Raw genomic sequence first — 20144 nt, 5'->3', positions numbered from 1 at the left:
CTGGCTACTCGGCGAAGTCACAATAGCTCCAGCAGCGCAGCGGGACGGTACCCGCCATCTGTGGATTCCAATAGGCCCAGATCCACCAAGTGGCGGGTCGCATCGATCTCCGAGTCAGCGAACTCGTTGAACAGATCCGGAGCAGCGCGGAGCGCATCCAAGAGGACGGATTCAACGGGGTAGTAACCCTCGACGTGCCGGATCATCTCGACTATGTGGGCGTGCACCTCAGACTTCCAGGCGCTGAGCGCGCTCAGCACATCCCTGCGTGCCATGATCCGATTGGTCAAGTTGACTGGGAGCGTCTTGACGACGGTCGACGCAAGATGGCGATAGAGGTAGGCGTGCCCACCTGAGGCCTCGTACAGTGCGTCCAGCCCGCCTTCCGTTATGAATATGCCCATCCGCCGGCCCAGAGAGAGAGCAAGATCTGCCGCTTCATCCCGCTCGAGGGGACCGAGATACACCTTCCGTGCCCAGGAAAAGAATGGGTTCGGCCTACCGTGAAGTGTCCCGTCCTCCACAATCGAGCTAGTCAGACCTGCGAGGAGAAGGGACATGTTGTCGGACTCTTGGGTCAAGCTTCGAAGCGTGGCCAGCACCTGTGCAACCCGGGGCAGGTCAGCAGCCGCCGCCCCAGCTTTTCCGCTCGGTGTCACGTACTCGATCTCGTCCAGCATCAGTAGCACACGAGTCCCGCTCGAGCCGAGGTGTCGGAGAAGTTTCTGCACCGCGATCTTGAACTGCATGGTGCTTGGGAAGTCCGGAAGCTCCGCCAGTTCCTTCACGCGTAGTTCTTGACCCTTCAGCGCTTCCATCATGCGCAGGCGCAACAGAGCGAGCAGATCGTCGGTCGGGTCAACTGGCGGGGACGGTAGCGCCTCAAGATCGATGAGAACGGGCAGCACGCCGTCCGCACGCAGCTCATCCGAAAGCTCCAGAAGAATGCTGGTCTTTCCCGCTTTTCGGAGTCCAAAGATGCCTGCTGCCCGTTGGGCTAGTACATCTTCGCGCAGACTTTGGAGGACCGTTCTACGGCCGAAGAATGTGTCGCCCGACACGGGGGTCGTGACCTCGAAGAGATTGCGGATGTGGATGTGATTCTGGAGGAGTTCTATGAGCCCGAAGGAGTTCACGCTGTCCAGCTTGAATGGGATGGCTACTGTACGCAGATTCCTCCATTCGGCTAGCTTCGTTCCAAGACGCTCGTCGGGAGTCCAGATAAGGATGACGTCCGGCGTCACGACGTGTCGTTCGTCCTTGAGTTGGCGGAGCACTGCCTCATAGGAGCGCATCTGGAAATCCTCGTATGGCAGGTAGATCGCGAGCACCTCGCGGGTAAGCCCGAACGCGGACTCGATGGCTTCGCTGAACCGGATGCGGAGGTTCGCGCCACCGCTCAACGGGCCGCCCTTGATCAGTGATGCTCTGATGACCTGAGACCCCATGGATGCGAGCTGGCGCCGATGTTCCACCAGCGCCGGATATCTCGCCTCAACGGCTTCGAGCTCGCGTTGCAGCGCAACGCTCCGGGGCGCTTTAACAGCCCCCGAATGCCATCCGTAGTCATTGGAGAACGCCTCCGTCTCGCGTACCGCTTCCACGGGTGGCGTGCGAGCGACAGGTTCGTCGACCAAGAGCGTGGGATCAACACCGAGCGCCACTCCTAATCGCCGCACGACCGGCGGAGGCAAGACACTTGATGGCGAGCGTACATACTCGTTCATGTCCGCCAAGGCTTGGAGGACATCGCGGGTCTTGACGCCGCTCCGGCTCGCGAACTCGTGCACGCGCAATCGCGGGGTGTTCTCTTCTGCCACGATCTCCCCGTTGCCCATGAAGGTCTGATAAGTACGCGAACATGTTCACGCGTTGCGTCCACCGTATCGGCACCACGGCCTAGGACGTGTCTTCTCGGATGAAACCCCCGTTTACCGGCTTATGGGCTCAGTTGTCGAGGGCCGCCAGCGTCCCCTCGGGCCCGTGGCGATCTCTAAGAACTATTGTGCCTCTCCCTTCACAAGTCACGGGACACGGCGGCGTTCGCCTGTGACCCGGCTCCGCCGCTTTGCGTGTCTCGCAGAGATGACCATTTCTGCAATACCGCGTTTTGCGGGTCGGCACGATCTCAAGCCAATCTCCGCCGCCTGACCGTCTCGTGTTCAAATGCGCACAAGCTGACCTCTTTCAGGAGTGTCGCTACAGTCCATCCTGAGCCAGATGTTTGCCTACGCCGAGTGTCAACCGGCGAGCAGAACTCGCATATGCTGTACGGCGCGCTACTTGAAGCAGGCTGCGACCGGTCGGGACCGAGAAGGCGACTCCCCCAGGACTCATGCTCGGAGCGCGCGTCGCGAGAGCAGCTCGCGCGCCCAGGTTCCGTGGTCCGCGCCCGCTCGGGAGCAAGAAATCCCGTCAACCGCGACGGGCTTCCATCGATCAAACAGGATTCACGCGTATCCGGCTGTCGATGTCGAGCCGGTTCAATGGCTTCGTGCGCGACGTCAGCCTCCAGCGCATCGTTCGACTCGACGCGACGGTCCCTGCCGGAGCCAGTCCCTGACACCTGCGGGCCGGGCTGTCAGCCGACCTGACTCAACCCAATGTCCCTGACAGTGCCTGACATGCTATTTCGGGCACCGGATAACGGTAGCGTCGCGATCGTGCACATCCGACCGCGCCGCGACGACGACCTGGAGCACCTGGTCCGGGTGCTCCAGCGCACGCACGACGAGGACGGCTACCCGGCGCACTGGCCCGACGATCCGGTCGCGTGGCTGACCCCGCCCGGGCACCGCTCGGCGTGGACCGCGTGGCGGCTCTACGAGCGCCGCGGCTGGCGGTTGACCCACCGGTCTCCCGCGGACTGGGCGAAGCCGGACGGGACCGTCCCGACCATGCGGTGGTACGAGAAGCGCCTGCCGTGAGCCGGTACGCTCGCCGCATGGCGACGTACGAGGTGCAGGCCGTCCGTGAGCGCGGCGTGTGGCAGGTGTTCATCGAGGGGACCCCGATCACCGAGGTGCTCCGCTGGTCCTCCGTCGGTCCGGTCGCACGGGAGTTCCTCGCGATGGACCGCGACGACGACCTGCGCATCCGCGTCGTCGGCCGCAACCAGTACGTCGACGAGCTGTCCGACTGACGTTGTCGCGGCGCTCCTCCGCGAGCGTCCTCCCGCGGTGAGGCTCGAGCTGCGCGACGTCCCTCGCGCCCGGGCCAGGGACGGGTCGCGGAGCCCGAGACTCGTCCGAGCGCGACCGACCGCTCAGGCGACGTGCCAGACCAGTCCCTCCTGCGCGCTCGACGGGTAGGCCGCCGCGATGCGCTGCACGGCCTCGCGCAGGGTCTCCGGCGAGCACGCCAGGTTGAGCCGCGCGAACCCCCGCCCCTGGGCGCCGAAGCCGAGCCCGGAGTTCAGCGCCACGTACGCGTGCTCACGGAGCGGCACCGCCGGGTCGTCCCCGAGGCCGATCCCCCGGAAGTCGAGCCATGCCAGGTAGCCGGCCCGCGGCCGCGTGTAGACCACCCCGGGCAGGTGCTCGGCGAGCAGGGCCCCGAGCAGCCGCTCGTTCGCGACGATGCGGGCGACGACGTCGTCGAGCCAGTCCGTCGCGAGGGTGAACGCGGCGAGGTTCGCGTGCAGCCCGAGGATGCTCGTGCGGCAGGCGACCTCCTCCCACAGCGTGTCGAGGAGCGCCGCGGTCCGGTCGTCCCCCGCGACCATGACGGAGCACTTCACGCCGGCGAGGTTCCAGCCCTTGCTCGCGCTCGTCACGCAGACGCTGCGGGCGCCGTGCTGCTCGGCGACCATCGCGAACGGGGTGAAGCGGACCCCCGGGTGCGTGAGCGGCGCGTGGATCTCGTCGCTGACGACGAGCACGTCGTACCGTGCCGCCAGCTCGGCGAGCGCCTCGAGGTCGGCCCGGTCGTGCACGAGTCCCATCGGGTTGTGCGGGTTGCAGAGCAGGAACACCCGGACGCCGTCGGCGAAGGCGCGCTCGAGCCCGGCGAGGTCGAGCCGGTAGACACCCCACTGCTCGGTCAGCGGGACCTCCTCGACCCGACATCGTGCTTCCTCGACGAGCTCGAAGAACGGCGGGTACACCGGCGGGGTGATCGCGACGCGTCCGCCCTCGGGCAGCGCGAGCCGGAGCGACTCGACGATCCCGACGCTGACGTCCGTCGCCAGGTGCACACGCTCCGGGTCGACCGCCCACCCCCACCGGTCGCGCGCGAACTGCGCGAACGCCGGCGCGAGCGGCCCGGGGCCGTCCAGGTACCCGAGGTCGGACTGCTGCACCCGCTCGACCAGTGCCTGCCGGATCGCCGGCGCCACGTCGTGGTCCATCTCGGCGACGAACAGGGGCAGCACGTCGGGCGCGTAGCGCGTCCACTTGATGCTCGTGCGGACCCCGCGGAGCGTGCCGACCGGGTCCTGTTCGTCGTCAGCCATGCGTCCCAGCATGCATCGACCGGGAGGCCCGGTGCGAGTCCGGCCGTCATCCCGCGTCGTCCAGCGGTCACCTCCCGTGCGTGCCGAGGCCCGCCCACGTAGGTTCGGCACCATGAGCACGAGCACCGCCGACAAGGCGACCACCCTCAAGCAGCTGCACGAAGCCCCCGAGATCCTGCGCGTCGTGAACGTGTGGGACGCGATCAGCGCGAAGGTCGTGAGCGACCTGCCGGAGACGAAGGCGATCGCGACCGCCGGGCACTCCATCGCCGCGAGCCACGGCTACGACGACGGCGGGATGCCGCTCGACGTGGCCCTCGCGGGCGCCGCGACCGTCGCCGCCGCGACGGACCTGCCCGTCACGGCGGACCTCGACGACGGGTACGCGGACCCGGCCGAGACGATCCGTCGCGCGATCGCCGCCGGGATCGTCGGCGCGAACGTCGAGGACCGCCTCCGTCCCTTCGACGAGGCCGTCGCCCGCGTCGCCGCGATCACCGCCGCAGCCGAGGCCGAGGGCGTCGCCTTCCAGCTCAATGCCCGCACCGACGCGATCGCCCGGGGTGGCGACCGCCCGATCGACGAGAGCATCGAGGACGCCATCGCCCGCGGGAAGGCGTTCCTCGACAACGGCGCCGCACTCGTCTTCGTGCCGGGTGCGATCCAGCGCGACGTGGTCGAACGACTCGTCGACGGGCTCGGTCGCGGCAAGCTCTCGGTGATCGGACTGCCGGGCGCCCTGCCGGCTGCCGAGTACGAGGCCCTCGGCGTCGCCCGCATCTCCTACGGTCCGCTGACGCAGCGCGTCGCGCTGCGCGCGCTCCGCGACCTGGCGACCGACCTGTACGGCGACGGCGTCGTGCCGGAGGACACCCCCGCTCTGAACTGACGGCCCACCGGACGGAAGGCGCGGTGCACGCCCGCACCGCGCCTCCCGTCCGTCTTGCTGGACGTTCCGGACGAAGCGACGTATAGTGTCTCATTGGTGCACTGCAGCGAACCCATCTGACTCGCGCACACCAGCACGTCTCGTACCGACCCGCCGGGTCGCATTCCACCGAGACCACCGCTCGATCCGAACGGACGAGCAGCACGTCGAGACACGACGTGCGCACCCGCAGCCGATGCGTCGTGCCGGACCACGGAGTCCGCCGACCAGAGCACGGCCGGGTGCCGAACGACCAGGAAGTACCGCACCACCATGACCAGCAACGACCGCATCACCATCTCCGGGACCGCACTCGCGGCCCCCACCGTCTCCCCCGACCGCATCGCCGAGTTCCCGGTCCGCGACGACCGCTCGCAGCGCGAGTACCTCGTCCGCATCGCGGCCGACGACCTGCGCCTGTTCGTCACGCGTGACGCACGCGTGGACATCGACGGCGAGGCCGGCTGGACCGTACCCGGCCGCTCCTGGCGGGGCGAGTCGAGCCGGACCATCCTGCTCGCGCGCCGCGTCGGCAAGGGCGAGCTCGCCCTGGCCGCCTAGGTCGGACCCGCCGGAACCGCTCACACGGTTCCCGGTCCACACACGACGAACGCCGCCGGCTCAGCGCCGGCGGCGTTCGTCGTCTGTGCCTTAGGGGTGTCAGGCCGGCCCGTACGACGACGGCCCCTCGGCTCCACGGAAGCGCGTGCCACCGTCCGCGTTCACCGGGAGCGCCGGACCCGCACGCCGTGCCGCGTCGCGCAGGCGACGGATGAACGCCGGGTCCTCGGGCTCGAGCTCGTCGTCCGGGGCGACCGTCACGCAGAGCTCGCTCGCCGGGCCGACGAGCAGGATCGACGTCGACACCGAACCGTCGTCACCGACGCTCGGCACCGTGATCGTGTCGGTGCGCGAGTTCGCTCCGAGGACGGCCGCGTAGTCGGCGACCGCGTCCGCGATCAGGTCCCCGGTGAGGATCTGGCTCGCGTCGTAGTTGATGTACTTCACGTCTCCTCCTCATCTCTCCCTCGAAAGTAGGTACCGCGTGTGCGAGGAGGTCTGGAGTGTGCGTTCCGTGGCCAGTCCACTCCTCGGGGCGTGCGCCGGTCAGACCTCAGGCGGGTCCGTCCGGAGGCGCTTGGCCTCCGGCTCGTCGGAGTGCGACGACGCGGCGTCCGTGAACCGTCCGCCGCCCACCACCGCGATGCGGCGCCCGAGCTCGTTGACCAGGTCCTCGTCCTCGGGCTCCAGCTCGTCGTCCGGCGCCGCCTCGACCATGATCTGGGAAGCCGGGCCGAGCAGGACCTCCGCCGTGGTGCCGTAGCCCTCGGCGTCCGCGGTCGGGATCTCGACGATGTCCGTCGTGCCGTTCTCGCCGAGCGCAGCGGCGTAGGCGAGCACCGCCTCGGCGATCGCGTCGCCGGTCATCACTCGGTTCTCTCCGTAGACCACGTACTTCATCGGTCCAGTCAACGCTGCATCCTCGATGGGCACTCAGCTCGGACGGGCCCCGGGGGACGCGCTGCTCCTCCGCCACGCCGGGACTGCGCGGCTGCGGAGATCGGCTCTTCCCAGTTCTGGGGACTGGTCAGGGCAGCACGCACCCGGTGGACTGGACCCATGCGATCGTTCCACCCCCTCGACACGTCAGCGCTGCTCCGGGTCGAGATCGTCGACGCGATGATCCGTGTGCTCCGCGCGAACGCCCTGCACGAGGTGTCGTACGAGCACGTGGCCACCGAGGCGTCGCAGCCGCTCGACGTCGTCACCGAGGTGTTCCCGACCTGGGACGGCCTCCTGCTCGCCACCATCGACCAGTGGAACGACCAGCGGACCACCGCGCTGCTGCCGATCGCCGAGCGCAGCGGCACGATCGTGTTCCTCCGCGCCATCGTCCGCGCGAACGTCGCCGACCCGTCGCTCATGCGCTTCCTGACCTCGACGCTCAACATCGCCGCGACGCCGCACCACCCGCTCGCACCGATGCTCCACCTGCGCTGGCGTCGCTTCCACGGGTTCGTGCTGGCGGCCCTGCAGCGGGACGTCGAGCTCGGCCGGGAGCCGCGCACCATGGAGCCGGCTCGTGGCGCCGAGCAGCTCCTCGCGACGTACGAGGGGCTGCAGCTGCAGTCGATGGTGCGGCCGGAGATGGACCTGCTCGAGTCGTTCGACCGCGCGGTCACCCGACTCCGCGAGGGCTGGTCGCGCGAGTACGTGCCGCCGGTGTGGGACCTCGAGACGGCCTGACCGGACTTCCGAGCGCGGCGGCCGACAGCCGTCGGCCGCCGCGTACCGGTCAGTTGTTGAAGCGGAACTCCACTACGTTTCGTAGCGGATAACCATCTCGGGTGTACGGTGGGCGCATGCCTGAGACTCCCGCGCGCGCTGCGATCTACCTTCGCATCTCTATGGATCGAGAGATGGACGGCCTGGCCATCGACCGGCAGCGCGCCGATTGCCTGGCCATCGCCGAGACCCGCGGGTGGGAGGTAGTCCGCGAGTACGTCGACCAGTCACGGAGCGCGACGGACAAGACGAAGCGACGCCCCGGATATGACGACCTGGTGAGCGGATTCGAGGCGGGAGAGTTCGACGCGATCATCTGCTGGGATCTCGACCGACTCACCCGCCAGCCTCGACAGCTGGAGGACTGGATCGACGCCGCCGAGGCGCGTGGACTGCGTCTTGTGACCGCCAACGGTGAAGCTGATCTGACCACCGATGGCGGACGCCTGTTCGCCCGCGTGAAGGCCGCAGTTGCCCGCTCTGAGGTCGAGCGAAAGACCGCTCGGCAGGCGGCCGCTCAAGCCCAACGAGCAGCGCAAGGCCGGGCCCCGAAGGGCATGCGTCCGGTCGGCTACACCGTCGCAGGAGACATCATCCCGAGCGAGGCGGAGGCGGTGCGGGCGATCTTCGCGTCGTTCAACAGCGGAAGCTCGCTCAGAGCCATCGCGGCAGCTCTGTCCGGCGAGACCGGCGAGCGCATCCCGCCGAAGGTACCGGCGCTCCCCCGGCACACGCAGACGATCACCCTGGAGCGCAACGCTCGGCGCGAGGAGGAGAACAAGACCCTTCCGACACAGAAGCAGCGGAAGCTGCGGCCCGTGCCTGATGACGCCCCGTGGCCACCGAGCACGGTGCTCGGCATACTTCGAAACCCGCGATACGCCGGGTACTCGACATACACACCGAAGGATGGGCAGCCAGACGGCGGAAAGCGGCGAGCGTGGCGTGCGTCGATCCTTCGAGACGAGACGGGCGAGCCCGTGCGCGGGCAGTGGGAGCCCATCGTCGACGAGGGCTCTTGGTCGGCGGTACAGGATCGGCTCGATAGCACCGAGCGGGTCACGAACCGCGTCGGCACCGACCGCCGCCACCTCGGCAGCGGCTTGTACCGCTGCGGCGTGTGCGAGCAGCGCGTGCGTGCCCACACGGGCCGATACCGTTGTGCCGGGCACGTCACCCGAAGCCGGGAGCAGATCGACGCGTACGTGACCGCCGCCATCCGTGCACGCCTGGCACGCCCCGACTTGGCCGACCTATTGCCGAACCGCAACGAGCCGCGACTGCACGAGATCAAGGCCGCGATCGGCGCACATCGCGCGAAGATCGCGAGGGCTCAGCGCGACTACGACGCCGAGGAGATCGAAGGCCGCGACCTCAAGCGAGTGCGCGACTACGAGGAAGCAGCGATCACAGTCCTGGAGGCCGAGCGCGTGCGTCTGGCAGCCAGCGCCACCGCAGGCGCGGTGCTCGGCGCGCAGGACCCCGTGGCAGCGTTCGGTGCGGCCGACCTCGGCGCGCAGCGCGGCGTCATCGAGGCGCTCTGCGAGATTCGCCTGCACGGGCACCCGCGCGGCGTGAAGGCATTCAACCCCGACACGGTGGCCATTGACTGGCTCAAGTAGCGCGAGCGCAGACGAGCGCCCCGAACCGTAAAGGTCGGGGCGCTCGTGGGCTGCCGCGGGCGCGCGGGGCACGCCCTTGCCATCGGCGGGGGGATCAGGTGCGCAGCTACAAGGACCAGCCGTCGTCGCCCTTGTCGCTCTTAGGCCCGGGCTTGTCGCCGTCGCTGTTGTCGTGGTTGGGCGTGGCGTCGCGGTCGAATCGCAGATCGCGGATCTCGGCCTTACTGATGCGGCGCCGGATCTCGCGCTCGCGCGCCTGCTTAGCCTGATGCTCAGCCCAACGCTGCTGACGACGCTCACGCTCGGCGGCCCGCTCACGCTCCCCCCTGGCGAGCTGTCGTGCCGCCTCACGGGCAGGGGCGACCTGTGCGTGCAGGTGTGCAGCCCTCCGGAAGTCGAACCGCAGCACCTCGTCGGGGTCGTCCAGATCGATGTCGTCGGCGGTAGCCGGGCCGAAATCATCCAGTTCGACGCCGAGGGCACTCGCGTCATCGAGCAGCGAGTCGATGCTGTCGCTGCCGCTGCTCGACCACAGGAGCGCGAGGATCAGCTCCCACACCTCGGCGAACTCGTCGGCGGCATCGGCGGCTGAGACCTCCAGCTCGGCCCGGGAGCGCCCGACGCCGAGATCCCCATCCGTGATGAGGGGACCGACCGGGCGCACACCGTCAAGGAGACGGTATCCGCCGTTCACCGGGGCGAAGCCGGAGGCGTGAGCGACCTCGGTAAGCATCACGTCGAAGTCGGCCGGGCGCACCGGGAGCACCTCGAAGATCGCGAGCGACTCGGCCACGTGCTCGACCGTCGCCGCCCGCAGACGCTCGGCGTCGAGCAGGCGGCGCATGGCGCCCACACGCAGGGCTCCGGCCCTGGTCAGGCGACGCTCCCACTCCTCCTCCTCGGCCTCGATGACCTCGGCGAGCGTGCGGCCGAGATACGTGGTGAGATGCGTCGTCACCGCGTGGAGCTGGACGAGATCGACGCCCGGGAGCGCGGTCCTGGGAGCGCGGAGCACAGCCCGCTCAGGGCCGAACTGATCCGTGAGCGTGTGGCAGCTCGCGCGCGTGACGCGTGCACGTGTCTCCGCGAACGGGACGGGCAGCGCGGCGAGCAGCGCGAGATGACGGCGGGCGGCCGTGGCGGAGAGCTCGTGCGCGCGGAGCGCGAGAGGATGTGCGGCTGTCGTCATGAGGTGTCGGGCCTTTCTTGTTGGGGTCTTGCTGGTCAGTCGCCGAGAGCGCGGGCGCCGCGTTCGCGGTAGAGGCGCTGCGCCTCGGCGTGCCGCTGGGCGGCGGGAGGAAGGTCTGGGAGCGCCGCGCGGCGACGGCGGCGAGGGCTCGCAGCCTCGGCCTCGATCTCCTCGATCTGCTGGCGGATGATCTCGGCCTCGGCGAGCTGGGCGCGCACGTGATCCTCGGACAGCTCGACGGGCAGCTCGGTCTCGTGCCAACGGGCCTGCGGGGAGTCGGCCCAGGCATACGAGAAGCCCGTCCGCTGGTGAGCGCGAGCCACCGTCACGCCGACCTTCAGCGCGGCGCGCGCGTAGCCGGGCAGGCCCGGCACCGCGAACAGCCCGGAGGCCAGCACGCCGGTCAGGACGCCGACGAGATCCCCTCGGGTGCGGCCGGGAACAACAGCGACGTGCTGCGCGGCCTGCGGGATCGTCAGCTCAGCGACACGGCCTGCGAGGCGCTGCACGATCGCAGCGTGCGTGAACTCGGCGCCGAGCGATGACGCCTTGCGGCGGCGGATGCGAGGCTTGCCTTCGCCCGTCGTGTCGAGCATCTTGAAGGTCAGGCCCGTGACGATCTCGCCCGTCGCGCGGTTCGGCACCAACTTCGGCTCGACCGTGACGCCATGCTCTTCGAGCGCGAACCGGAGCGCGGCCCAGCTCGTGATGGTCTCGTCGCCGAGCACGTCGGCCACGGTGTCGCCGAGCAGCCGATCGAAGCTCGGCACCTCGTCGCGCCGGGCGGCCCATTCCGGCGGGGCGATCTTCGGCTGCGGATCATCGATCACGGAGAGCCCGTGCTCGCGGGTCACCTCGTCGACGATCTTCGACAGCGCCCAGTGCGTGCGGTTCTCGCGAATGGCGCGGCCCGCGAGATCGTTCACGACGAGAGCGTGCGCGTGGGCGGCGCCCCCATCCCCGTGGGGGATCACGGCGATGAGCGCACCCGGGTAGGCGCGGCGGAGCGCCTCGACGGTGATCGCCGCGATGAGGCGCTGATCGTCCTCGTTGGTCGCGTCAAGCTCCGAAGTCGGTGCCGAGATGACGATGCCCTGCGCCTTCACGCGGCGCCCCGCGGTGAGCCGCTCAGCCTCGGCCACGAACGCCGACAGCGACGGAGCGTCGATCAGCGTCCCCGCGCCGAGCCGGTCGGTTCCCGCCTCTTCGTGGCCGCGTCGCTTCTCTGAGCCCGGAGCGCCGAGCGCGAGGTAGAGGGCGCGAGCGTCGAGATCGTAGACCGGCGCCACTGTGCAGATCACCGCGTGCTCCCGCCGAGCAGGGCGACGAGCTGACGGCAGGTGGCGGCGAGGTCGCGGACGGCCACGCCCAGGGATGCGTCCCGGATCTCCCCGCGGTGCGCGAGGCGCACGAGCGAGTTGGCGAGGCCGCCCGTCCGGCCGATAGCGGCCCGGAGGTCGGCGAGGCGCGCACGGTCGGCGGCGTCGAGCACCGGCATGGGTGGAGGCGGGGGCAAGTGCCGCTGCGCGGCCTGCCGCAGCCTTCCATCGGGCGCTGCGGCATCGAGAACCGCGGCGCGAACGAAGGTGGCGACGGGGAGACCGTGAAGCGCGGCGGCCTGCTCGATGGCGCGAGCTTCGTCGGAGGTCACGCGGGCCTTGACGCTGGAGGAGCGCGCGGGCGGACGGTGCTGCTGATCAGCGCGAGTCACGAGATGTCCTCTGCTGTCGGGGCGAAGCAGCGGGGAATGGTCGGGAGTCTGTACGCAAGCAGGCAGCGCGACCCCCGGCGCTGGCGCGCCGGTTCTCGCGGTGCACTTGCGAGGGGGCACCCCCTCGACCCCCTCGTGCTCGCGTGCGCGAGCACGTCGAGCGCCGCTGTTGCTGCGACGCCGAAGCACACCGCGGGGCTCCCGTGCTGTCGCACGGGAGCACCCACGGTGTGCGCGATGCTGCGCTGCGCGAGCATCACGAGTCAGCCCGCCGCTGTCGGGCATCGCGAGCGCGGCGCGAGCGCTCGGCAGCCTCGGCGTCGAGCTGCGCCCGCGCCTCGGCCTCGACCGCGGCGAGATCAGCCGGGCGGAGCTTGCCGCGGAGGATCGTGAGGACACGGGCATCGACCCGGGCGCGGTCACGGCGCTGCTTCTCGCGCAGGCGGGCGAGGCGCTTGCGGGCCGCGACTTGCGCGGCGACAATCTCGGCGTCGAGGGCGCTCATGCGGCCACCGCCTCGGCCGCGCGCTGGAGACCGTCGATGCGGATCGCCTGGTGCTCGACGCCGAGCGCCTGTGCCTCGTCGGCCGGGATCCCGGCCCAGACGTCGGGCGAGCACTCGCTGAGTAGGGAGATCGCGAGGAAGCGGGCGGCAGGTTCGACGCCTCGGAGCATTGCGATCAGCTGCGGCCTGCGGGTCGTCGAGGCCTCGCCCAGGAGCAACCCGTCGCGGGCGTAGACGCGCTGCCGCTGTTCCGGCACCACGACCATCCGATGGATCGAGACGACCATCTCGGCCCGCAGCAGTGCCAGGAAGTCCGGCTTCGCGATGCGACCCTCCTGCTCTAGCACCCACTCGGGTGTGCGGATCTCGACGTGCCACCCGATCCGCCGCAGAAGCTCGTCGATCACGACCGAGCCGCGCTCGAAGCGCGCGTTCTGCGCAAGGTCGCCGGACGGCTTCCTCGTGAACACGGTCATTGCGAACTCTTCGAGCGTGTTCGAAGTCGTGAGCAGGATCGCCCGCGGCGCGGGCGCCGGGGTGTTGGTGTTGCGCGTCGCCGCCGCCGTCGTGCGGTTGGGGTCGAGCCACCGAAGGAACTCGTCGTGCGTGGGCAGGAGCCAGAAGCGCGCATCGTCGTGGACGACGATCTCGGCACCCTTGACGTCCTCAACTGCATTGCGCCCGGCGGGCATCGCGATCGACCACGGGCGACCGCCACCGAGCAGCGCCAGCGTGACGATCTGCGCCGCGGTCTCATCGGCGAGCACACCCTTTCCATGCCCCGACGCCGCGCAGATCATCACGACACCCTTGGTGAAGACCGAGCCGATCGGGGGCCTGTGCGCCGGGTCTGCGAGGTAGTCATCGCGCATCGCGCGCAGGCGCGGAAGGTCATCGGCCCAGGCGTCGAAATCGAGCTCTCGCGCCTCGTCCAGAGTCACCCCGTCCAGACGGACAAGACGGCGAAGCTTGCGCTTACGCTCCGCGAGCCCGCCGCCCCCGCCGCCTCCGCTGCGCGTGCGCGCGGCGAAGTGCTCTTCGAGCGCCGCGCGCAGGTCGAAGTTGGCGCGCACCTCCGAGTCGTCATAGCGGACCCGGACCTCGCCGTCATCGAACTTCGGCGTCCGCTTGGCCTCAGACACTGTGATCCCCCGCGACAAGCTCGTGGGTGAGGTACGCGCAGAGGTCGAGGAACGCGCGGCGCGCCGCGCCGCGGCCCTTCGGCGCGTCATCGCCGAGCGCTTCGCGCGGCAGGCGAATGCGGGCCGAAGGGATCTCGAAGGCGTCCGAGACCTGTCGGATCGTCAGATCGCACCCCCGCTTGAGCAGGATCGCGCAGTGCCAGTGCAACGGCACCCGGTCGCCCGGGTTGACGGTGCCCCAACCCTTGGCGGTGCGCTCGGCCGCGCCCTTGCTGTTGTAGGTGTCGCGGGACTGCCAGACGTCGGCGTACAGGTCGAGGACATCGAGATCCCGCAGCCGCTCCAGGCCGGTATCGATGGTCTCCTGGGTGAGCATGACCTGCCCCGTGCGAGCGTTCTGGCGGTACTGCATGAGGCCGAAGACTGAGCCGTGCTGCCGGTTCGCGCGCTGGCGCTGTCCCGTTGTCTCGGCTGCCTTCGCGTCCGCGAAGAACGCCGCCGCGGCGGCGATCTCGTCGGGCGTCGAGACCACCTCGAGATAGCCGCTCACCGAGTTCTGCACCACCGCGTTTCGATTCTCGGTGACCGAACTCGGTGACGTGGGGGCGGGGGACCCAAGGAGTCCCCCGCCCTCGCATGCGTTGATTTCATGCGGGTTTTCGGCGGTCAGAGGGCGCTCGGCGACGTCCTCTGAGAGGCGATCACCGACTTTCCGCGTTTTTTCGTGGCTTTCCTGGAGGCCGCCCTGCGGGCGGTCATCGACCGGCTCGAGGCGGGCTACGGCGGTCACAGAACACCGCCGAGCAGGTCACGGAGACGCTCACGCGCCGCTTCAGTCAGTGGGGGCGCCTCGGCGGCGACACGCTCAGCGGCACGCTCAAGCTCGGCGAGAAGCGCGTCGCTCTTGCGCGCCGCCACCACCGGGCGCGGCGCGAACACGCGGTCGAGGTCCGCGACCTCAACTTCGTATCGCTTGCCGACAAGTACGGCAGGGAGGACGCCCGCGCGGATGCGACGCTGGACGGTGATGGGCGCGACCTGCTGGCGAGCAGCCGCAGCCGGGATCGAGAGACGGGCGGGCGTGATGACGCCTGGGGAGCAACGAGACACTACGAGTGACCCTTCGAAATCGAAGTTTCACTCTGTGGCGTTGCTCAGAGCTGCTCCCATCCTCAGGAGCCAGGGTGTCATAGGACCCAGGGCCTCACGCCAGCCTCATCCCGGTTCGCCGGTGAGGGCGGGGCTTATTGACTGACGAAGAGGCTAGCACAACCGCGCGCAATCGATTGCGACCGTGTACTTCACCCTGCGGGCAACCCGGCGCTGCCGTGACGGAAGTCCAGGGCGCGCCCGCGGCGCGTCAGCCGGCAATGACTTGCTGGATCAACGATGCGATGTCGTCGCGATGCACCTGGTCCCGGAACGTCACCTCGATGCCGTCCTTGCTCATCGACTCGAAGAAGCGCCGCGCGGCCGTCATCCTGAGCTTCTCGCTCTCGCGGAGGTCGGAGCGATTCTTGACGTCCTTTGTCTCGATGATGAAGTTGAGGGACAGCTTCCCGTCCGGGCGCTTCAGCACGTACATGAAGTCCGGGCTCGTGGTGCCGCCGAAGTAGAGCGGGACCTTGATCGAGCGGCGCGGGATCTTGCCGAAGACGGCGACCTCGCCGAGCGTGGAGTCGCGGATCGTCTCGCGTTCTTTAGGCGAGTCGTACACGAACGCGTCGTACAGGAACTTGTCCGGCACGATGGCGTGTTCGTCTCGGAACACGCCGACGTTTCCCTGCGTGATGCTCTCCAGCGGAGCGCCATCGGCATCGGTGAGTTCGGTGCCGAGCACGACACCGTCGATCTTCGAGTACGAGAAGCGCTCGAGGTAGTTTCGCTCCATCCACTGCGAGAACTCGGCGACGAACTCGTGCAGCGTCGCCTTGTTGAAGAAGTCCTTCAGCACTCGCTCCTTCGAGTGGAGACGGACGAGCCCTGCGTGAACGCGATCGATGGGCAGGGCCGTCTGCTCGTGGACCCGCCTCAGCCAGAGGCCATACGGCACCGTCTCGGTCGCGTCGAAGCGGTCCTTCGTCCCCGACCGCACTTCAAGCGACGTCCCATCGTCCATACGCACGAGGATGTCCTGAGCGAATCGGCCGAACTCCTGCCGGTAGATCCCCGTGCCGAGCACGTCGTCGATGCACTTGTCGATCTCCTCGGGGGCGAGATCGTCGAGGCGAAGGTAGTACTTAGCGTTGAGCGCCTCCCACAGGTCCTTGAGCTCAGAGTACCGCTCGGCACGGATGCCGACCTTCACCTTCCGGTCGCCCGTCAGGATCTTGTCCGGCTTCAGACCGTTGGGGTTGAAGCCCGGGTACGCGGCGAACAGATCCTGCTCGCGCCCCGGCACGACGTTCATCTCCAGGTCGAGGAGCCCTTGCTGCACGAGCTCGAAGAAGAACTCGGTCTCCGTCTTGCCGAGGCTGTCTGCAACCTTGGCGAGCAGATCCTTCACCTTCACCGAGCTCGTCGCGGCGTCGGACGTGATCTCCTTGACCAGCGATTTGGCGAACGCCTCCTCGGTGTAGTCGATGAGGTACGTGAGGTAGAACTGCTCCCCCGCGAGACGAGTTCCCTTCGCATCCACGGGCAGGCGGAGACCGCGGCCGACCTCCTGCAGCTTCGAGATCTCAGATCCCGACGAGCGGAGCTTGACGATCTGGAACACGTTCGGGTTGTCCCAACCCTCGCGCAGCGTCCACTTCGAGAAGAGGAATCGACGCGTGTTGGGCGCGCCGTTCGGGTTCTGAAACGAGAGCATCAACTCCTTGTTCCGGAGGATGTCGTCGACTTCACGCTGGATGTCTTCGTCCGCCGTCGAGTTGTCTGCTGCGAAGTAGCCGGCGTTCGTCGCCTCGACGTCGGCGAGCGATGCCTGTAGGAACGCCACGTACTCCTTCGCTACCGGCGACGAGTCGCCCTGGCGCTTCTCGATCTCGGCCGTAAGACGTGCTTCGAGGAGTTCTTCAAAGCGCTGCCGGAGATGCCCCTTCGAGCCGTCACTCCCCCGATATGACTCGATCGAGTCGATGAAGAACAGCGTGAGCGTCTTGACCTTCGACGAGCGCCGGAAGTTGTCCCACTCGGTCTCGAAGTGGTTGTCGAGCGCCTGCTTCATCATCACGCCCTGGTACGTGTCGGAGTAGACCCGAGCCGAGATAATGTCACCCTTTGCCAACGCTTGGCCGTTGGACAGCGTGACGCCAGATGTGATCCTCGGATTGTCGGTCTTGCCGATGCCGTCGACCGTGATGCCGGCGAACGCGCCGTCGGCGATGCCGAGCGACTCCCCCAGGTCGAACGTGAGCGGCTTGCCGGTCCCCACGTTCTGGAAAGTGGCCTGCTTGGGCTTGCTCGCGGAGAGGCTCACGAGCTTCAGCCGCGTCGTCGCGCTGCTGCTGTCCTGCGGGTACTGGACCTGGACGCCCTTGACCAACTGCTCGTTGAACGACTCAACGGCACCGAGGTTGAACACGAGGTTGTTGTAGTCGGTCCTGCCGGTCTTGCCGAGTTCAGGGAACGTCGCGCCGAAGCGGAAGACCGCCAGCGGCTGGATCTCGTCGATGAGCGTCTGGTACGCCTTGTTGTCACGCCGGAAGCGATGGGGCTCATCGATGATGACGATTGGGCGGGTCTCGCGCAGAGCTTCGTAGGGGACGCTAGTCACGCCGAGCACGGTCTGGTCGTATTCGGCGCGCATCGTCTTCTGCGACAGGAGCATGCCGTCGGTCATCAGGAGAGCGGAGATGCGCCCACGAGTCAATCGCGACGCGTGCGCGAAGCTGGCGATGGAGTTCGGGAACATCTTCCGCCCCTTGGACCGCTTCTGCGGGTCAAGGGTGAACAGCTGCAGGTCCCGCTGCGAGCCGTACGAGTCGCTGAAGTACTTGCGCGCGTAGCCCGACTGGATGAACGCCTTCGCGCCTTCCTTGATCGGGGTCGACGGCACGAGGACGATGAACTTCGTGAAGCCGTACCGCTGGTTGAGCTCATACATGAGCTGTGTGTAGACCAGCGTCTTGCCGGTTCCCGTCTCCATCTTGGCGTCGATACCGAGCACGCCGTCGTTCACGCGACCCCGCCACTGGCGAGGGATCGCCTCGATACCGTCCAGCACACCGGACTGGATCGCCTCGATGTTCTCGCCGATCTGCGGATCTGCGGGATCGAACGTCAGGTTCGCCTCGAGCGGCGAGCTGCCGTCGAGGTCGACGTCCTTGAAGACGTGCGTCAGCGCGCGCAGAGCGCGCTGCTGGTGCTCGAGCGTTTGGAGTCGGATCTGCATCGGTCAGTACCGCTCGATCACAGATGCCGTCTGGCCGGAACGGAGCGACTTGAGGTTCTGCTTCAGCTCGTGCAGCACCGAGAACGTCACGGAGTAGCCGAAGACGACGAGACGCTTCAGGTCGAGGGCGCCCGTCTCGATCTTGGACACGAGCGCCACCACGTCCTCGCTCGAAAGCCCCACCTCGACGACGTATCCGGTGTCATCGCAGACCTGGAGCTCGTACTCATCGAGCCGGACGCTCTCGACGTCAGCGGTAAGACCGAAGCCGTCCTCGACCATCCACGTCGCGAGAGCGACCTGCTCGCCGGGAGTGCCGTCCGTTGCGAACTTCGATACGAAGTCGCCGGACAGAAGCGCGCCGTCCTCGTTCGGGTCGAACGACTGGAGCTCATCCAACGTACGAGCGCTCGGCTCGTTCAGGCGGAAGAGACGGAAACCATAGTCGAACTGCTCACCGGAAGCGTTACGAAGCTTCTCCGCAGCCTTGGTGATCCTCGCCCGTCCGATCTGGTCGATAGTCCGGTACCCCTGCGCGTAGCCGGGCTTTCCGGGCTCGATCACCTCGGGAAGCTGAACCATGATGTACCGGCGGTCACCTCCGTCACGAGCATTCAGCTGCATGACCGCGTCGGCGGTAGTCGCCGATCCGGAAAAGAAGTCCAACACGGTATCGCCCGGCTTCAAAACAAAGCCCAGAAGCTGGGTGAGGAGTTGACTCGGCTTGGGGTTTGTGAAGACCTTGTCCTCGAGAAGGTTTGCGGTCTCGGTTGCCCCAGTCCGCCCGTCGAGCGTGATCACGCTGTTGAGCTTGTCTGCAAAGTCGCGGGCGTAGACCTTGATCTCGACGATCTTGCTCTCATCCTCGCCGAAGAGGATCTTTCCGTCCTCGATCAGCTGCTTCATCGATGCTTCTGGGAATCGGTATCCGAACAGAGGCTCCTTGCAGGGCTGTCCCGTAACGGGATGCAGGATGTCGTACCGGTAGCCTTCTCGGCCCGGGTTGTGGACGCTCTGACTACCTGTGTAAACGCCGCCGGCATCGATGTACTTATAGCGGTCCAGCGGACCGAGCTGCCACTTGTTCGCGCGGAACCACGACGTGTATGCGGCCTGCATATCTGTCTCGTCGGCGTGTGCATCCGCCAGCTCCGCACCGACCGAAACCAACAGGTCCTTGATCGCGGACACATCTGATTTCCATACGGGCGCAGTGAAGTCACGCGACTTCGCATAGACGAGCACGTACTCATGCTCGATCGCGATCTGCGACGGGTTGTTGTCCGTCGCGTTCTTCCACACGAGCGTGCCAAGCCAGTTGCCCTCACCGAAGACTTCGTCGCAGAGCGCCCGGGCGTTGGCCATCTCGTTGTCGTCGACGCTGATGAAGATGACACCATCGTCTGCGAGCAGCTCCTGCGCGAGCTCGAGGCGCGGGTACATGAAGGTGAGCCAGGCGGAGTGCGAAGACTTCCCATGGAGGCCGATGACGCGACGAGCTTCGTCTTCGTCGAGACCGATCTTGCGCACGAGGTCGTCGGCCGAATAGCCGAAGTCATCGTTGTAGACGAAGCCGTCCTTGCCCGTGTTGTACGGCGGATCGATATAGATGCATTTGATCGTGCCCGCGTACGACCCGGTGAGATGCTTGAGCGCGTCGAGGTTGTCCCCGACGATGTAGAGGTTCTCGGAGTTCGCGTTCGCCGGCTCAGCGTTGTGCTCAAGGTCGGGAACCACGACAGTCTCAGTGCGCGTCGAGGTCAGGTACTTCGCGTACGACTTCCCCAAGAACTTCAGCTCGAAGCCCTCGCGGGACACAGACACGTCGGCCGAGCTCAGAGCTTCCTGCAGGCGGTCGAGCCTGAAACTGCCGTCCTTGTCGAAATACTCGGGCAGTGCAGCTTGGAGCCGCGCCACCTCGAAGTCAGTCGGCTTGGTCGTCGCGTTGGCCTCGTGAGCGTCCCTGATCATC

At 67.6% G+C, this 20144-nt stretch carries 19 protein-coding genes; 6 read left to right on the top strand and 13 right to left on the bottom strand.

Features of this window, described 5'->3' with window-relative positions; genetic code table 11:
• Positions 1-17 precede the first annotated feature (17 nt).
• On the bottom strand, positions 18-1820 hold the full coding sequence (locus ACH0A8_RS01210) for a hypothetical protein (protein ID WP_146245236.1): 1803 nt from the start codon (positions 1818-1820) through the stop codon (positions 18-20).
• 843 nt (positions 1821-2663) lie between these two features.
• On the opposite strand from ACH0A8_RS01210, the gene ACH0A8_RS01205 reads away from it, so the two are divergent.
• Both ACH0A8_RS01205 and ACH0A8_RS01200 read left to right on the top strand, forming a co-directional pair.
• Positions 2664-2927, top strand: coding sequence for a hypothetical protein (locus ACH0A8_RS01205; protein WP_209683684.1), 264 nt, complete (start codon positions 2664-2666; stop codon positions 2925-2927).
• Between the two features lie 17 nt (positions 2928-2944).
• Complete coding sequence (locus ACH0A8_RS01200; RefSeq protein WP_209683687.1) at positions 2945-3142, top strand: hypothetical protein; 198 nt, start codon at positions 2945-2947, stop codon at positions 3140-3142.
• Positions 3143-3265: 123 nt separating this feature from the next.
• Here ACH0A8_RS01200 and ACH0A8_RS01195 read toward each other — a convergent pair whose 3' ends face one another.
• On the bottom strand, positions 3266-4453 hold the full coding sequence (locus tag ACH0A8_RS01195; RefSeq protein WP_406906179.1) for a MalY/PatB family protein: 1188 nt from the start codon (positions 4451-4453) through the stop codon (positions 3266-3268).
• 112 nt (positions 4454-4565) lie between these two features.
• On the opposite strand from ACH0A8_RS01195, the gene ACH0A8_RS01190 reads away from it, so the two are divergent.
• On the top strand, positions 4566-5342 hold the full coding sequence (locus ACH0A8_RS01190; RefSeq protein WP_066652738.1) for an isocitrate lyase/phosphoenolpyruvate mutase family protein: 777 nt from the start codon (positions 4566-4568) through the stop codon (positions 5340-5342).
• Positions 5343-5654: 312 nt separating this feature from the next.
• Positions 5655-5942, top strand: a complete 288-nt coding sequence (locus ACH0A8_RS01185; RefSeq protein ID WP_066652736.1) for a hypothetical protein — start codon at positions 5655-5657, stop codon at positions 5940-5942.
• A gap of 99 nt (positions 5943-6041) precedes the next feature.
• On the opposite strand, the gene ACH0A8_RS01180 is transcribed toward ACH0A8_RS01185, so the two are convergent.
• Positions 6042-6389: a hypothetical protein gene (locus ACH0A8_RS01180; protein WP_066652733.1), complete on the bottom strand. Its 348-nt coding sequence runs from the start codon at positions 6387-6389 to the stop codon at positions 6042-6044.
• Positions 6390-6488: 99 nt separating this feature from the next.
• Positions 6489-6854: a hypothetical protein gene (locus ACH0A8_RS01175; RefSeq protein WP_144411241.1), complete on the bottom strand. Its 366-nt coding sequence runs from the start codon at positions 6852-6854 to the stop codon at positions 6489-6491.
• Positions 6855-7001: 147 nt separating this feature from the next.
• Between ACH0A8_RS01175 and ACH0A8_RS01170 the strand changes: the two genes are divergently transcribed.
• The gene (locus ACH0A8_RS01170) at positions 7002-7628 is read left to right on the top strand and encodes a TetR family transcriptional regulator C-terminal domain-containing protein (protein ID WP_066652727.1); all 627 of its coding nucleotides are present in this window, start codon (positions 7002-7004) and stop codon (positions 7626-7628) included.
• 116 nt (positions 7629-7744) lie between these two features.
• Complete coding sequence (locus tag ACH0A8_RS01165; RefSeq protein ID WP_402714583.1) at positions 7745-9289, top strand: recombinase family protein; 1545 nt, start codon at positions 7745-7747, stop codon at positions 9287-9289.
• Positions 9290-9395: 106 nt separating this feature from the next.
• Here ACH0A8_RS01165 and ACH0A8_RS01160 read toward each other — a convergent pair whose 3' ends face one another.
• From ACH0A8_RS01160 to ACH0A8_RS01120, 9 genes are all read right to left on the bottom strand, one after another.
• A complete protein-coding gene (locus ACH0A8_RS01160; protein WP_402714582.1) occupies positions 9396-10478 on the bottom strand; it encodes a hypothetical protein in 1083 nt (360 codons plus the stop codon).
• A gap of 35 nt (positions 10479-10513) precedes the next feature.
• Positions 10514-11779 carry a hypothetical protein gene (locus ACH0A8_RS01155; RefSeq protein WP_402714581.1) on the bottom strand — a complete coding sequence of 422 codons (1266 nt, stop codon included), beginning with the start codon at positions 11777-11779 and terminating at the stop codon, positions 10514-10516.
• On the bottom strand, positions 11776-12474 hold the full coding sequence (locus ACH0A8_RS01150) for a plasmid mobilization protein (RefSeq protein ID WP_402714580.1): 699 nt from the start codon (positions 12472-12474) through the stop codon (positions 11776-11778). Before ACH0A8_RS01150 ends, ACH0A8_RS01155 begins: the two co-directional genes overlap by 4 nt.
• On the bottom strand, positions 12446-12694 hold the full coding sequence (locus ACH0A8_RS01145; protein ID WP_402714579.1) for a hypothetical protein: 249 nt from the start codon (positions 12692-12694) through the stop codon (positions 12446-12448). Before ACH0A8_RS01145 ends, ACH0A8_RS01150 begins: the two co-directional genes overlap by 29 nt.
• Positions 12691-13836: a hypothetical protein gene (locus ACH0A8_RS01140; protein ID WP_402714578.1), complete on the bottom strand. Its 1146-nt coding sequence runs from the start codon at positions 13834-13836 to the stop codon at positions 12691-12693. Before ACH0A8_RS01140 ends, ACH0A8_RS01145 begins: the two co-directional genes overlap by 4 nt.
• Positions 13829-14626 (bottom strand): hypothetical protein, encoded by a 798-nt coding sequence (locus ACH0A8_RS01135; protein ID WP_402714577.1) that lies wholly within the window; start codon positions 14624-14626, stop codon positions 13829-13831. Before ACH0A8_RS01135 ends, ACH0A8_RS01140 begins: the two co-directional genes overlap by 8 nt.
• Positions 14623-14946: a hypothetical protein gene (locus ACH0A8_RS01130; protein WP_209823184.1), complete on the bottom strand. Its 324-nt coding sequence runs from the start codon at positions 14944-14946 to the stop codon at positions 14623-14625. The genes ACH0A8_RS01135 and ACH0A8_RS01130 overlap by 4 nt, the downstream gene beginning before the upstream one ends.
• A 250-nt stretch (positions 14947-15196) precedes the next feature.
• Entirely contained in the window at positions 15197-18172 is a 2976-nt protein-coding gene (locus tag ACH0A8_RS01125; protein WP_402714576.1) for a type III restriction-modification system endonuclease, read from the bottom strand.
• Positions 18173-18175: 3 nt separating this feature from the next.
• Positions 18176-20143 carry a DNA methyltransferase gene (locus ACH0A8_RS01120; protein ID WP_402714575.1) on the bottom strand — a complete coding sequence of 656 codons (1968 nt, stop codon included), beginning with the start codon at positions 20141-20143 and terminating at the stop codon, positions 18176-18178.
• Position 20144: the final 1 nt, after the last annotated feature.

It is taken from the genome of Curtobacterium sp. 179-B 9B NHS, from assembly GCF_045370965.1.
GTDB lineage: Bacteria > Actinomycetota > Actinomycetes > Actinomycetales > Microbacteriaceae > Curtobacterium.
Note: the sequence above shows the minus strand (reverse complement) of the source record. Positions and strands in the feature narration are given on the sequence as shown.